This is a genomic window from Nonomuraea sp. MG754425 (assembly GCF_021699195.1).
Taxonomy (GTDB): domain Bacteria; phylum Actinomycetota; class Actinomycetes; order Streptosporangiales; family Streptosporangiaceae; genus Nonomuraea.
The window spans coordinates 1-14,461 of the sequence record NZ_SSXE01000059.1 but is presented as its reverse complement, the minus strand read 5'-3'; the positions used below and the strand labels follow the sequence as shown (position 1 = coordinate 14,461).

Annotated in this window: 12 protein-coding genes; 7 read left to right on the top strand and 5 right to left on the bottom strand. The window is 72.4% G+C overall.

All coding sequences use genetic code 11. The features are described from left to right. Positions 1-48: 48 nt before the first annotated feature. Genes FAF44_RS21255 through FAF44_RS21245 form a run of 3 tightly spaced genes read right to left on the bottom strand, consistent with a single transcriptional unit; the run spans position 49 to position 2,392 of the window. Positions 49-1,335 (bottom strand): RNA polymerase sigma factor, encoded by a 1,287-nt coding sequence (locus FAF44_RS21255; protein ID WP_237104968.1) that lies wholly within the window; start codon positions 1,333-1,335, stop codon positions 49-51. Continuing rightward, positions 1,332-1,703, bottom strand: coding sequence for a YciI family protein (locus FAF44_RS21250; RefSeq protein ID WP_237104967.1), 372 nt, complete (start codon positions 1,701-1,703; stop codon positions 1,332-1,334). Before FAF44_RS21250 ends, FAF44_RS21255 begins: the two co-directional genes overlap by 4 nt. 41 nt (positions 1,704-1,744) lie before the next feature. Continuing rightward, positions 1,745-2,392, bottom strand: coding sequence for a DUF998 domain-containing protein (locus FAF44_RS21245; RefSeq protein WP_237104966.1), 648 nt, complete (start codon positions 2,390-2,392; stop codon positions 1,745-1,747). 162 nt (positions 2,393-2,554) lie between these two features. Here FAF44_RS21245 and FAF44_RS21240 point away from each other — a divergent pair, with 162 nt between their 5' ends. Further along, positions 2,555-2,980, top strand: coding sequence for a hypothetical protein (locus FAF44_RS21240; protein WP_237104965.1), 426 nt, complete (start codon positions 2,555-2,557; stop codon positions 2,978-2,980). A 57-nt stretch (positions 2,981-3,037) separates the two neighbouring features. Here FAF44_RS21240 and FAF44_RS21235 read toward each other — a convergent pair whose 3' ends face one another. After that, on the bottom strand, positions 3,038-3,667 hold the full coding sequence (locus tag FAF44_RS21235; RefSeq protein ID WP_237104964.1) for an LUD domain-containing protein: 630 nt from the start codon (positions 3,665-3,667) through the stop codon (positions 3,038-3,040). A gap of 158 nt (positions 3,668-3,825) precedes the next feature. On the opposite strand from FAF44_RS21235, the gene sigJ reads away from it, so the two are divergent. Next, positions 3,826-4,731, top strand: a complete 906-nt coding sequence (gene sigJ / locus FAF44_RS21230; RefSeq protein ID WP_237104963.1) for an RNA polymerase sigma factor SigJ — start codon at positions 3,826-3,828, stop codon at positions 4,729-4,731. 26 nt (positions 4,732-4,757) lie between these two features. On the opposite strand, the gene FAF44_RS21225 is transcribed toward sigJ, so the two are convergent. Then, positions 4,758-6,923, bottom strand: coding sequence for a N,N-dimethylformamidase beta subunit family domain-containing protein (locus tag FAF44_RS21225; RefSeq protein WP_237104962.1), 2,166 nt, complete (start codon positions 6,921-6,923; stop codon positions 4,758-4,760). Between the two features lie 344 nt (positions 6,924-7,267). On the opposite strand from FAF44_RS21225, the gene FAF44_RS21220 reads away from it, so the two are divergent. The 5 genes from FAF44_RS21220 to FAF44_RS21200 are packed head-to-tail and all read left to right on the top strand — an operon-like array spanning position 7,268 to position 14,397. Beyond that, entirely contained in the window at positions 7,268-8,815 is a 1,548-nt protein-coding gene (locus FAF44_RS21220) for a sugar ABC transporter ATP-binding protein (protein WP_237104961.1), read from the top strand. Between the two features lie 43 nt (positions 8,816-8,858). Then, entirely contained in the window at positions 8,859-9,911 is a 1,053-nt protein-coding gene (locus tag FAF44_RS21215; RefSeq protein WP_237104960.1) for an ABC transporter permease, read from the top strand. Then, entirely contained in the window at positions 9,908-11,872 is a 1,965-nt protein-coding gene (locus FAF44_RS21210; protein ID WP_237104959.1) for an FAD-dependent oxidoreductase, read from the top strand. The genes FAF44_RS21215 and FAF44_RS21210 overlap by 4 nt, the downstream gene beginning before the upstream one ends. 17 nt (positions 11,873-11,889) lie before the next feature. Then, positions 11,890-12,924 carry a sugar ABC transporter substrate-binding protein gene (locus FAF44_RS21205; RefSeq protein ID WP_237104958.1) on the top strand — a complete coding sequence of 345 codons (1,035 nt, stop codon included), beginning with the start codon at positions 11,890-11,892 and terminating at the stop codon, positions 12,922-12,924. Between the two features lie 12 nt (positions 12,925-12,936). Continuing rightward, entirely contained in the window at positions 12,937-14,397 is a 1,461-nt protein-coding gene (locus tag FAF44_RS21200) for an aldehyde dehydrogenase (RefSeq protein WP_237104957.1), read from the top strand. Positions 14,398-14,461 lie beyond the last annotated feature (64 nt).

The window sequence follows — 14,461 nt, the reverse complement described above, 5'->3', positions numbered from 1 at the left end:
CGCCGCGGGCGGAAAATGCGGATAGGTCCCCTGTGCCCGCCCGCGTCCTCAGCCGAGGCGGTCGGCCTGGTCGAGCAGGTAGCGTCGCTCGATCTGGTTGCCGGTCAGGGTGGCCGCCTCGCGGTACAGCCGGGCCGCGCCGGCCGCGTCGCCGGTCATCCGGAGCAGGTGGGCGCGCACCGCGTGTTCCCGCCGGCGGACCAGCGGGTCCCGGTCGAGGTGGAAGCGGCGGTTGAGGTCGTCGAGCAGGGCCAGCCCCCGGAGCGGCCCGTACGCCTTGGCCACGGCCACCACCCGGCTCAGCCGTACCGGCGGGGTGGGGTTGAGCCGTTCGAGCCACAGGTAGAGTGCCGCGATCTGCGGCCAGTCGGTCTGCCGCGGCGAGGTGGCGGCGGCGTGCACGGCCGCGATCGCCGCCTGCAACTGGTACGGGCCGACCTCGCGGCGGGGCCAGACGCCGTCGATCAGCTCGGTGCCCTCGCGGATGAGGTCGCCGTCCCAGCGCGTCCGGTCCTGCTCGTCCAGGGGCACCAGTTCGTCGTGGCCGCCGGTGCGGGCGGGCCGGCGGGCCTCGGTGAGCAGCATCAACGCCAGCAGGCCGGTGACCTCGGCGTCGGCGGGCACGGACGCGTACAGCATGCGGGTCAGCCGGATGGCCTCGCCGGTCAGGTCGACGCGGGCGAGCCGGTCGCCGGCGGAGGCCGTGTAGCCCTCGTTGAAGATCAGGTACAGCACCTGCATCGCGGCGGCCATCCGGCTGTCGCGGTCGGTGTCGGCCGGCGGGGTGAACCGGGCGCCGGCGCGGGCCAACTGCTGCTTGGCGCGGCTGATGCGGGTGCCCATGGTGTTGTCCGGCATTCCGTACGCGTGCGCGATCTCGGCGGTCGTCAGGCCGCCCACGGCCCGCAGCGTGAGCGCCACCTGGGACGTGGCGCTCAGCGCGGGGTGGCAGCAGAGCAGCAGCAGGGCGAGGCTGTCGTCGGTCTCCCGCACGGAGCCCGGCCGGCGGTCCGGTTCCCGCATGGCCAGCTCGGCGAGGCCGGCCTCCTGCTCACGCCGGCGCCGGGACTGGTCGGCGCGCAGCAGGTCGACCATCCGCCGGTAGCCGATGCGGATCAGCCAGCTCCGCGGGTTGTCCGGCACGCCGTCGGACGGCCACGTGCGGCTCGCGGCGAGCAGCGCCTCCTGCACCGCGTCCTCGGCGATGTCGAAGCGGCCGAAACGCCGTACCAGCGCGCCGAGCACCTGGGGCGCCTCGACGCGCAGCAGGTGCTCGACACCGGCGGTCACGCCCGAGTACGTCTCACCGGCCGCCGGCTCGGCCTGGTCGGTCACGTCGTGAAGTCCTCGCCCATGATCGGCCGGATCTCGATCGGCTCACCCAGCACCTCGACGATCCGCGAGACGATCTCCACGGCCCGTTCCTGGCCGGCCACGTCGATGATGGCGAAGCTGGCCAGGACCTCCTTCAACTCGGCGAACGGTCCGTCGGTCGCCACCACGCCGTCGGCGGTCCTGCGGACCGTGGTGCTGACCGCGGGATGGCCGAGCCCTTCGCTGCTGACGAACTCGCCGGTGGCGATCAGTTCCCGCTCGAACTCCTGGTAGGCGGCGAACGCCGCCCGCGCCTCCTCCGACGCCGTGTCGGCGGTCGCGGCGTCCCAGGCGGCGGCAGGGGTGTAGCCGAGCAGCAGGTACTTCATGGTCATCCTCTTTTCGAACGTGCGAAGAAGCGTACGCGAGGTCAGGCGGAGCGGCGCAGGGCCAGGGCCAGGACGGTCGTCCAGGTGAAGGCGACCAGGCCGTTGACGGCGATCTGGATGCTCATGTGATCGGGCGACATGGGCAGCAGCAGGACGAGCGCGGCGACGCCGTTGCCGACGGCGGCCGGCACGGCCCGGCGGCGGGCGTACCGGACGGCCAGCAAGAGGGCGGCGACGGCCAGCGCGGTGAACGAGACGGCGGCCGCGGCCGAGTGCGTGACGCTGTGCCAGGACATCCGCGCCACCGGCCCGTCGGGGGTCCCGGCCGGAAAGCCGTGCTCCGGGTCCATGGTGAACGCGCCGGCCGCGACCATCCCGGCCCCGAACACCGCGACGAGGACGGGCACCGCCCGCCGCCCGATCCCCTCGGTGACGGTCCGCCTGACACCGCCGGCCAGGGCCAGCCCGCCCAGCCCGGCCAGCACGAACGTGGCGATCTGGATCCAGCCGAGGTCACCGGTGGCGAGCTGGCTGATCGGATGGCGGGTGATGTCGTACCCCTCGCGGGTGAGCATCTGGGTGATCGCCGAGGCGAAGAAGACCGGCCCGGCCAGCGCGCCGGCGAGCAGCAGGTGGGCGGCCGGGCGGCGGACGGCGGTGGCCGGGGTGTCGGTCGTGGTGGCGGACATGACTTCCTCCTTGAGGGACGGATTCCTGCCGCTACCTCGGTGCCGGGCCCGGGTTCTCGACACGGCCGCAGTGTGATCTGAATCACACCCGGCTCGTGTCGAAGCCCGTACGCGGGCTCCGAGGTACCGGCAAGCAGTCACCTGAGCCACAAGGAGAACGAGATGAGCGAGACCTTCCAGCCCAGCGCCGACGTGCGGGCCCTGGACCGCCTGGTCGGCACCTGGGCCGTCACCGGCGGCGCCGAGGGAACCGTCCGGTACGAGTGGATGCCCGGCGGCTTCTTCCTGCTCCAGCACGTCGAACTCACCCAGTTCGACCAGCCCATCACCGGCCTGGAGGTGATCGGCAACCTGCGCTCGTTCGGCGAGCCCGCCGGCGCGGACGTGGCGTCGCGCTTCTACGACTCGACCGGCAACACCCTCGACTACGTGTACGAGCTGACCGGTGACAAGCTGACCATCTGGGCCGGCGCGAAGGGCAGCCCCGCCTACTACGAAGGCACCTTCAGCGCCGACGGCGCCACCGTCACCGGCGCCTGGGTCTATCCCGGCGGAGGCGGCTACGAGTCCGCCATGACCCGAATCTGACGCCGAAGCGAGCCGTGGCCCGGCTGGGGGATGTGGGCCCCCGGCCGGGGCGGTTGGTCAGAAGCCGATGGTTTCGCGGAGCAGCAGGACGGTGCCGCGGCCGGGCTGGAATTCGGCGTTGAGGATGAGCAGGCGGTTGACGGCGCTGGGCCAGCCGTGGACCGCCTGGGTACGGGCGTTCTCCAGCGGCAGGCAGTGCTCCTCGACGCGGCGCAGCGCGACGCCCAGGTCGGGCACTACCTTCTGCGCCCCGACGACCCAGATCGCGCGGGCGGCCCCGCCGGCGTAGCCGGGCAACTGGCTGCCGCTGCCCGAGGCGATCACGAGGCAGCCGGTCTCGGTGACCGCGTGGACGCTGCCCACCGCGACGTCGGGGCTGGCGCGCAGCCGCCGGATCTCGTCCGCCTGGGTGGCGCGGTCCATGGCCAGGGTGCGCGGCTTGACGGCCTCGTATCGCCCGCCGGCGTTGATGTCCTCGTCGATGCCGGACAGGCGGAGGGTCTCGCTGGCGCCGGTGAACACGCTGGCCCCGTCGGGGATCAGCGCCCTGACACGGGCACGCGCGGCGGCGGCGTCGTCGAGGATCTCGACGGTGAAACCGTTCGCGGTCAGCGCGGCGGCCGCCCGCTCCAGACGCTGCCCAGGGGCCGCGTCGGTGAACGGTGTCTCCGGGATCGAGGTGGTCATGATGTCTCTGAGCTCCCTGTTCGCAGGATGATGTGCTGGTCTCACCGGTTCGACAAAGCAGCCGTCCGGAATGTGAGGCCGTCGTGTCGCCTCACATTCCGGTGCGCCGTCTTGTCGAACCGGTGAGGACCGACACGACAGAGGGAGCCGACAGCGCCATGAGATCCGAGCCGGAACAGGGCCGGCCCGACCCGGGCCTGGACGCGATCATGAGCGAGCGGCGTCACCTGATCAATCTCGCGTACCGGATGCTGGGCTCGCTGGCCGAGGCCGAGGACGCCGTGCAGGAGACCTACACCCGCTGGTACGCGATGTCCCGGCGGCAGCAGGACGCCGTCGAGGTTCCCGGCGCCTGGCTGACGACGGTCGCCAGCCGCATCTGCCTCAACCTGCTCGGCTCGGCACGGGCCCGGCGGGAGACCTACGTGGGCGAGTGGATCCCCGAGCCGCTCCCCGACGGCACCGTCGCCGACCCCGCCGACCGGGTCACCCTGGACGAGTCGGTCCACCTGGCCTTCCTGGTCGTGCTGGAATCGATGACCCCGGCCGAACGCGTCGCGTTCATCCTGCACGACGTCTTCTGTCACACCTTCGCCGAGGTGGCCGAGATCGTCGGCCGCACCCCGGCGGCCTGCCGCCAGCTCGCCTCCTCGGCCCGCCGCCGCATCCGGGCCGCGCAGCCGTCCGCGACGGTTCCGGCGGCCCGGCCCGCCGGCGTCGTCAGGGAGTTCAAGCAGGCTTGGGAGGCCAAGGACATCGACGCCCTGATCGGCCTGCTCGACCCCGACGCCACGGCGATCGCCGACGGCGGCGGCCTCGCCGTCGCCTTCCTGAGCCCCATCGAGGGCGGCGAGCGGATCGCGCGCGCCTGGGTCGAGATCGCCCGCCGCCGGCCCGGCGACATGACCTTCCTGGAACGGACGGTCAACGGCCAGCCCGGTCTGGTGGCTCAGCAGGGCGGCGTCATCGTGACGGTGTTCGCGTTCGAGGTCGCGGGCGACCGGATCAAGCACATCTGGGTGGTCCGCAACCCCGACAAACTCCGCCGCTGGACGACGGGCTGAAGACACGCCGGCTCAACCACGTCCGCTCAACCGCGCCGGTCACCGGCGAAGGGCAGCTCATCGAGGTGCAGGAAGGCGCGCAGCACGTTCCGCGTCACGGCGGAGACGTCGTTGTCGCCGCCGTTGACCAGCAGCGACCCGCACCACGCGATGCTGCCGGTGGAGAAGACCGCGCCGCCCTCGGGCTTGGGCAGCACGACCAGGTCGCACCGGACCTTGTCGCTGGTCGTCCCGTCGTAGCAGCCGTCCGGCAGCGCGACCTCGACCGGGTCCAGGCCGTAGGCGCGGGAGAAGCCGGTGGCCGTGGCCAGCACGATCGTGTCGTCGGGCGTCCCGAGGGCGGGGTCGGCGCGGTCGATCTCCACGCCGGCCGCGCCGTGCCCGTTGACCATCGACGGGAAGTCGCCGATCCGGCCGGACGACAGGTCGACGCCGTCGAAGACGAACGCCACGCGCGGATCCGCGGGGTCGGCGACGACGTCGTACGGACGGTTGACGTCGAAGCCCTGCGAGGCCATCCCGACGCCGAGCATGCGCTGCGGCGCCCTGCCGCGCAGCCGCCACAGGCCGCCCAGTTCGCCGGTCGTGGCGTGGTGCCACTCGCCCGGCTCCGGCTGCCAGGCGCGGATGCCGGCCGTGCGGCGGATCTCGATGGTGTGGCCCTCTTCGGGATCGACCGAGGTGACCCAGTAGAAGCCGTTGCCTCCCATGTACATCAGCCGGCCGCCACCCGCCAGGTACTGCTCGTAGGCGGCCATCATGGGCGTCGTCGGGTACTCGGGGTGGCTGCCGGTCAGCACGACGCGGTACGGCCGCAGCGCCGCCACGCCCTGCCGGTGGACCTCCTCGTCGGTGACGACGTCGAACCCGACGCCCTGCGCGGTCAGCCAGGCCACCAGGTGCAGGTCCGCGCTGAACTGGTGCGCCGAGGTCGGGCCGCCGGCGACCGCGGCCCAGCGGTGGTCGTGCCGGACGTTCGGCAGCGGCTTGCGCAGGGAGGTGAAGCACACGCCGCTCTGGTCGGTGTGCACGTCGTAGAGGCTGCGCAGCCCGCTCGCGAGCAGGAAGGCGTCGTGCTTGTTGCCGCCGAAGTCCGGCGGCTGCTCGATGCCCACGCCCTTCAGGTAGTCGCGGGAGCCGGCGTCGGCCATCACGTGCTCGCAACTGTAGGCGAGGTAGGCGAACGTCGGCAGGACGAGCAGCACCTTCTCGCGCCGCTCGCCGGGGGTCAGTACGAAGGGGAGGGTGTCCTCGGTGCCGTCGCCGGCGCGGACGCGCAGCCCGTACACGCCGCTGGGCAGGTGCGACGGGAGCGTCAGCACGACGTCGTCCTCCCAGCCGGCGTCGTCGAGGTCGTCGTCGTGGAAGTGCACCGCGTTGTACGCCGCCGGCGCCAGGCGCGGGTCCACGTCGTCGGCGGCCCCGGCGCGGCCGAGGCAGGCCCGCAGCGGGAAGTTCACGCTCCGGCCGTCGAAGCCGCCGCCCACGCGGTTGGCGATGCGGCGCAGGGTCGTGGACGGGCCGAAGTCCCACTCGGCGAGCACCTGCGAAGGGGCGGCCAGCAGGCGGGGTGAGTCGATCCGGCCGTTGAAGTGGTCGCGGGCGGGGGAACCCGTGGCGGCGAACGTGAGCCCGAGCGGCCGCCCGGGGTCGAGGGCCGCAGGCAGGGAGAGGTCGAGGCGTTCCCCCTGCGCGGCGGACACCCGCAGCCCGGCGACGCCGCCGGTGACGTGCAGCGTCAGCTCGTACCAGCGCCCGCGCACGACCGGACCGGCGGTGACGGCGCGGCCGGCGGCGGCCAGCTCCAGCCGGCCGTCCGCGCCGATCGCCGCTTCGGAGACGACGGCCTCGCCCTGCCGCAGGGAGACGACGCTCTGGCGGTGCCCGGCCTCCGGCAGGGTCGGCAGGAAGGCCAGGGACAGCTCCAGCGCGTCCGTCCCCGCGGGCAGCGGCGTCTCGGCGATCACGATGGACGAGCCGGCGCGCAGCGGCTGCTCCCTGCCGGGAAAGCTCCGGCCGTCGAGTTCCGAGGTGACCGGCCGGATGTCGACGCCGGGCCCCAGCGGGTGGTCGTCGCCGTTGTAGAGGCGGACGAGTTCGGCGGAGAACGCCGCGGCGGTGGTGCTGAACCTGGCCCGCAACACGTCGCCGGGCAGGAAGCTGAGCCGGTCCAGGTATCCGATGATGTTCACGATGCGCCTCGTTGTGCTGGGTCGGCCGGGAAACAGGGGCGGGGCATGAGCCGATTCAAGGGGCAGCCCGGCCCCGTACACCATCGGCCGGTCCGCTGAGTGAGATGGGCGGGCGGGCCCGGGGCGCGGGCTGAGGCTGTTACGCCTCCGTCACGGGTTCGCCCAGCGGACCAGGGCTATGGGCGGGGCCCATGGGGGCCGCATAGCGTCGCGGCACTGCGCGGGCGTCAACGACCGACTCGCGGCCGGTGGATGTCGGCACCGGCCAAGCGCATGACTTCGGGCCGGCGGCCGTCCGCACCGGCCCGGCGGAGTGTGCTTGCGGTCTTCTCCCAAGGAGGTCGATGGTGGGAACGGACCCGGACAACGAGAGCGCACCGCCTCTGCTGAGCGTGCGCGGCGTCAGCAAGAGCTTCCCCGGCGTCCGGGCGTTGCATGACGTGACCCTGACCGTCCGCGCCGGCGAGGTGCACGCGCTGACCGGCGAGAACGGGTCGGGCAAATCGACCCTGTCCAAGGTGATCGGCGGCGTGCACAAGCCGGACGCGGGTCATCTGGAGATCGACGGCGTCCGGCGGAGCCTCACGGGGCCGGCCGACGCGCTGCGGCACGGCATCGTCATGATCAGCCAGGAGCTGACGCTCGCCCCGACGCTCAGCGTGGCGGAGAACATCTACCTGGGCCGCGCGCCGCGTACGCGGTGGGGCGCCGTCGACTGGGCCGCGATGCGCCGCGCCGCGCGTACCGTGCTGGACGACCTGAGCGTGCACGTGGACGAGACCGACCGGGTCGGCGATCTCAGCGTCGAGCTCCAGCAGGAGATCGAGATCGCCCGCGCCGTCTCCTCGGACGCCCGGCTGCTCATCCTCGACGAGGCCACCAGCTCGCTGTCGGAGGCGGCCGCCGCCCGGCTGCTCGAACTGATCGCCGAGCAGAGCGCCCGGGGCATCGCCGTCCTCATGATCTCGCACCGGATGCCCGAGCTGTACGCGTGCGCCACGACGGCCACCGTGCTGCGGGACGGCTCCCTGGTCGCGACCGTGCCGCTGCCCGAGACGCCGGAGCCCGAACTGGTCCGGCTCATGGTCGGCAGGGAACTCGGCGACTACTACGGCGAGCGCGAGGTCGAGCTCGGGGAGGTCGTCCTGGAGGCGCGCGAGCTCGCCACCGACGATGGCGCGCTGCGCCCCACCTCGCTCACGGTGCGGCGGGGCGAGATCGTCGGCGTGGCCGGGCTGGTGGGGTCGGGCAAGGCCGAGCTGGGTCTGGCGCTGGCCGGAGCCGTCGCCGCCCAGGGCTCGGTGCAGGTCAACGGCGAGCGGGTCGGACTGTCCAGCCCGCGTAAGGCCCTGGCCAGCGGCATCGCCTTCGTGCCCGATGACCGCAAGCGCTCGGCCCTGCTGCCGGTGCGCAGCGTGGCGGAGAACTTCGCGGTCTCCTGGCTGGGCGGGCTGAGCCGGTTCGGGCTGCTCCGGGTCCGCGACGAGCGGCGTCAGGTGGATCGGGCCATCCGGACCTACGGCGTCGTGACCTCCTCGGCGGCCAACCGCATCTCCCACCTGTCCGGCGGCAACCAGCAGAAGGTCGTGCTGGGCCGGGTGTTCGACCTGGGCTGCGACGTCTACGTGCTGAGCGAGCCGACCCGGGGCGTGGACGTCGGGGCCAAGAGCGACATCTACCGCCTCCTGCACGGCATCGTCGAGAAGGGCGCGGCCGTCATCCTCATCTCCTCCGAACTGCCGGAGCTGCTCGGCATGTGTGACCGGATCGTCGTCTTCTTCGAGGGTGAGATCCGCGGCGAGTTCGCCGGCGAGGAGATGGAGGAGACCCGGATCGCCGAGGTCGCCGTCTCCGGCGGTCCGTCCCTGCCCGCGGCCCCGGGAACGGCATGAAACACCTCCCCGTGATGAGCTCCATGAGAGAAAGGCCGAGCCGATGTCCAACAGTGTGACGAGGGAGGTCCCCGCGCCTCCCGGCGCCACCCCCGCTTCTGCGGGTGGAGGGGCCGCACCGCGGCGGCGCAGGCTCTCCCTGGGCGGGAGCGCCGGGATCGTGGCCGGCCTGGTCATCTTGTGCGGTTATCTGGCGATCACCCAGCCGATCTTTCTGACCTGGGGAAACATCACCAACATCGTCCTGTCCAACAGTGTGATCCTGCTGCTGGCGATCGGTGCGACGTTCGTCATCATCGCGGGCGGGATCGACCTGTCGGCCGCTTCGGCCGGCACCGCGTGCGCCATGGTCCTCGGGCTCGGCCTGAGCAGCGGCCTCGGCGCGGTCACCGCGCTGCTGCTGACGCTGCTGGCGGGCCTGCTCATCGGGGTCGTCAACGGTGCGCTGATCAGTTATCTACGCATCTCCTTCCTGGTGGTGACACTCGGGACACTGTCGATCCTGGAGAGCATCGCGCTGGTGTCCAACCAGGGCACCACGATCAGCGTGTTCGAGCTGGAGGCGTTCCAGGGCGTCTACCACTTCACCCTGGACCGGATCGGCGGCGTCCCCATCCTGATGATCTTCGATGTCGTCGTGGTGGCCGCGGCGGTGCTCATCCTGCGGTACACGCCCTTCGGCCGCAGCGTCTTCGCGATCGGCTCCAACCCCGAGGCCGCCCGGCTCAACGGCATCAACGTCGCCCTGACCATGCTCGGCGTGTACGTGATCGCCGGCCTGGCCGCCGCGCTGGCCGGGATCGTGCAGGTGGGGCGGCTCACCGCCGCCTCGCCGGCCGTCGACTCGACGCTCCTGCTCACGGTGATCGCGGCCGTCCTCATCGGCGGCACCGCCTACACCGGAGGCGAGGGCGGCGTCGGCGGTACGGTGCTCGGCGTGCTGTTTCTCGGCGTCATCCAGAACGGTCTGACCCTCAGCGAGGTCTCCACGTTCTGGCGCGGCACCGTCAACGGGCTCGTTCTGATCGTCGCTGTCGCGCTCGGTGTCGCGCGCCACAGCGGGCTGTTCCGTCGTCGTAAGGGGAAAGTGTCATGAGTGTGGACGAGGCGACCTACCGGCAGGTGCTGGGCGCGGTGTGCGAGACGTTGCTGCCCGCGCTCGACGCGCCGAGCGCGGACCCGGCGGTCGTGGACTACTACGGCAGGGGCGCGCGTGAGCGGGGCCTGGACGACAGCACGCTCGCCGCGATCCCGGGCCTGGCGCACCACGTGCGGGAGGCGATCGGCGAACTGGCCGCCTTCCTGGCCGAGCGGCATTTCCCGGCGGCCACCCTGGAGCGGCGGTCGGTGCTGCTGCACCTGGCGGCGGCGCAGGACATGCGGCTGCGCCTGGCCGTACGCCAGCTCAAGAACATGGTCTTCGCCGGATTCATCGGCGCGGTGGACGAGAGCGGGACGAACCCGACCTGGCCGGTGGTCGGCTACCCCGGCCCGCCGCCCGGACCGGCCGCCGCCGCCACGGCGCTGCCGGTCGTCTCGCCCGAAGTGGGAACGTTCCAGGCGGACGTGTGCGTGGTCGGCTCAGGCGCCGGCGGGGCGATCGTCGCGGCCCGTGCCGCCCAGGCGGGCCTGTCGGTCGTCGTGCTGGAGGCCGGCCCGAGCCGGGACGAGGCCGACTTCGACCAGATCGACGCGCACGCCTCGGAGATGTTCCTGCGCGGCGGCTCCCTCTGGTCCGACAACGGGCAGATGGGCGTGCTGGCCGGGTCGGTGCTCGGCGGCGGCACGCTGATCAACAGCATGGTCTGCCTGCGCACCCCCATGGAGATCCGCGAGCAGTGGGCGGCGGAGGGGCTGGAGGGCCTGGCGGGCTCCGCGTTCGACCGGCACCTCGACACCGTGTGGCAGCGCCTCGACGTGAACACCGAGTCCACCGTGTACAACGCCAACACCCGCGCGATGATCACCGGGCTGGCGGCCTGCGGCCACTCCCACGAGCGGCTGCCCCGCAACTCCACCGCCACCGACGACCCCACACGCTGCGGTTTCTGCAACGCCGGCTGCCGGCTCGGCTGCAAGCGCTCGACCCTGCACACCTACCTCCAGGACGCCGTCGACGCGGGCGCCCAGGTCATCGTGGAGTGCCGCGCCGACCGCGTCCTCGTGGAGGAGGGCAGGGCCGCCGGTGTCGCGGCGACCCTGGCCGGGGGCGAGGAACTGGTCGTCCGGGCCCCCGTCGTGGTGGTCGCCGCCGGCGGGATCGAGTCGCCCGCGCTGCTGCTGCGCTCGGGTATCGGCGGCCCGGCCGTGGGGAAGAACCTGCGGCTGCACCCGGCCTGGATCGTCACGGGCGCCTACGACCAGCCGATCGAAGCCTGGAGCGGTCAGATCCAGTCGGCTGTCAGCTTCGACCTGACGCACTGCGAGTCCGACAACGGCTTCCTGGTGGAGAGCCTGACCCTCAACCCGCTGACCTGGGCCGGGCAGAGCCCCTTCGTCGACGCGCGCCGCCACCGCGACCGCCTGCGCGGTCTGCCGTACTTCGCGACCTGGCACGGCGTCTCGCACGACCACGGCAGCGGCGAGGTGTACCTGGACCCCGACGGCAAGGCCGGGGTGCGCTGGGCGCTGGACGACGAGATCGACCGGCGCGTGGCTCTGCGAGCCCACCTGGAACTGGCCCGGATGCACCACGCCGCGGGCGCCAACGAGATCTTCACCTTCCACTGGAGCGACCTGCGCTGGAGGCGGGGCGAGGACTTCGAGGGCTACCTGAACGCGCTGCGCGCCGCGCCCACCGACGACTACACCGCCTTCTCCGCCCATCAGATGGGCTCGTGCCGGATGGGCGCCTCGCCCGAGACCTCCGTCGCCGACGGCTGGGGTCAGTTGCACGATGTCCGAGGCGTCTGGATCGGGGACGCCTCAGCCCTGCCGTCCGCGCCGGGCGTCAACCCGATGATCACCATCATGGCCCTGGCCGAACGTACCGCCGAGGCCCTTGTCGAGACGGCCCGTTCCGGTGTCGCGGCAGGTCGCTCAGCGGCCACCTCCTAAACCCCCTGGAGAACCCCTTGCTCAACCTCAGACGCCTGCCCACGGCCGTCGCCGCGATCACTGCGGCGGGCCTGCTCACAGCGTGCTCAGGCACCTCCACCACGACCGCGGCCGACGCGGGCGGCGACGGGAACACCGTCTCGGTCGGCTACTCCACCCCCGTCGCGGCCCAGGTCAGCGCCCAGAACCTGGCACTCGGCCTGAAGAACGCCGCCGCCGGGCTGAAGTGGGACCTCGACATCCTCGACGCCAACCTCTCGGCCGACAAGCAGATCTCCGACGTGCAGACCATGCTCCAGCAGGGCAAGGCCGCCATCGGCACGTGGACGCTGGACGCCGGCGCCGCGGGGGGCGCCAACGCGCAGGCGCAGGCGGCCGGCGTGCCCGTCGTCGGGGTGAACTCCGAGGGCACCGGGATCACCGCCAGCGTCTGGTGGCAGATCAACACCTGCGACACGCCCGACGCGCCGTTCAAGCAGACCGCGCAGCTCATCGCCGAGCAGCGTCCCGGAGGCAAGGTGGTCGTGATGGGCGGGCCGCCGGTGCCGTCGATCGTCGCCAACGCCAAGTGCTTCACGGACGCGGCCAAGGCCGCGGGGCTGACCGTGCTGCCCCAGGCGGACAACACCAAGGACAACGCGGCGGGCGCCTCCGCCCTCGCCGCCGACCTGCTGACCAAGCACGGCGACGTGGACGCCTTCTGGGCCTACAACGACGCCACCGCGCTGGGCATCTCCGCCGCCGTCGGCCAGGCCGGACGCAAGGTCTCGACCAAGGGCTCGGACGGCGTCATCGTCGTCGGCGCCAACGCCGACCCGGACGCCATCGAGGCCGTCAAGCAGGGCCGGCTGACCGGCACCTGGGACGTGGACGGCGTGGCCACCGGGTGGGCCGTCGTCAAGACCATGCGCGACATCCTCGACAAGAAGCCGGCGGAGAAGACCGTCGTCAAGTCGACCTGGTACGACGGCGAGAACATCGGCTCCTACGTCGCCCCCGCCGAGCGCGAGTTCACGCTCGACGGCCTGCCCCTCGTCACCGCCGGCCAGTGAGGTGATGCCCGAATGAACCTCGAAGAGACCAAGAAACTGCTGGTGGCGGGGGAGTGGGTGCCCGCCGCCGACGGCGGCGTGGCCCAGACCTACGATCCCGCCGACGGCCAACTGCTCGCGTCGTTCGCCGAGGCGGGCCCCGCCGACGTGGACGCCGCCGTGGCCGCCGCGCGCCGGGCGTTCGACGACCCCGAGTGGCGGGCGATGAGCCCGGACGCCCGGGGCCGGCTCCTGTGGCGGATCGCCGACCTGATCGAGCGGGACGCCGCCGCCCTGGCCGAGCTGGAGACGCACGACCAGGGGCAGCCGATCAGCATGTCCTCCGGCGTCAACGTCGTCCTGTCGGCTCAGGTGTTCCGGTACTACGCGGGCTGGTGCACCAAGATCGAAGGCAGGGTGTCGTCCGTATCGGTGCCCGACACCCTGCACTACACGCGCAGGGAACCCGTCGGCGTGTGCGCGATCATCACGCCGTGGAACTTCCCGCTGGCCATCGCCGCGTGGAAGCTGGCGCCGGCGCTCGCCTGCGGGAACACCGTCATCCTCAAACCCGCCGAGCAGACGCCCCTCAGCACCCTGTGGCTGGCCCGTCTCTGCGTCGAGGCCGGGGTCCCGGCCGGCGTCGTCAACTGCCTGACCGGCGGGCCGCCCGCCGGTCAGGCGCTCGTCGCACATCCGGGCGTGGACAAGGTCTCGTTCACCGGCTCGACCGAGGTGGGCAAGCAGATCGTCGCCGGCGCCGCCGGCAACCTCAAGCGGGTGAGCCTGGAACTCGGCGGCAAGGCTCCGAGCATCATCGCCCGAGACGCCGACATCGACGCCGCCGTGGCGGGGAACCTGCAAGGGGCCCTGTTCAACACCGGTCAGGCGTGCGGGGCGTACACCCGCTTCTTCGTCGACCACAAGCGCGCCGACGAGTTCACCGAGAAGATCGCGGCCGCCGCCGCGCGACTCCCGATCGGTCCCGGCATCCGGCCGGACACCGTGCTCGGTCCGCTCGTCTCCGCCGAACAGCTCGACCGGGTCGCCCACTACGTCGACAGCGGTGTGCGGCAGGGCGCGCAGCTCGTCACCGGCGGGCGCAGGGCCACCGGCCCGGACGTGGAGCGCGGGCACTTCTTCGAACCGACCGTCTTCGCGGGCGTCCGCGACGACATGGTCATCGCCCGCGAGGAGATCTTCGGGCCGGTCCTGTCGATCTTCACCTACGAGGACGAGGACGAGGTGGTCGCCCGCGCCAACGACACGGACTACGGCCTGGCCGCGGTCGTGTGGACACAGGACACGGTCACCGCGCACTCCCTGGCCGGGCGGATCAGGGCCGGCACGGTCTTCGTCAACCTGCTGCCGCTCATCGACCCGGGCGCGCCGTGGGGCGGCTTCGGGCTGAGCGGCTGGGGCAGGGAGATGGGCTCCTTCGCCGTCGACGAGTTCACCGAGACCAAGGGCGTGTTCCTCAACCTCGCCCGCTGAACCCGCTGAACCCGCTGAGCCGGCGGGGTGCGCGGTACAACCGGCATGCCGCGCACCCCGCCGG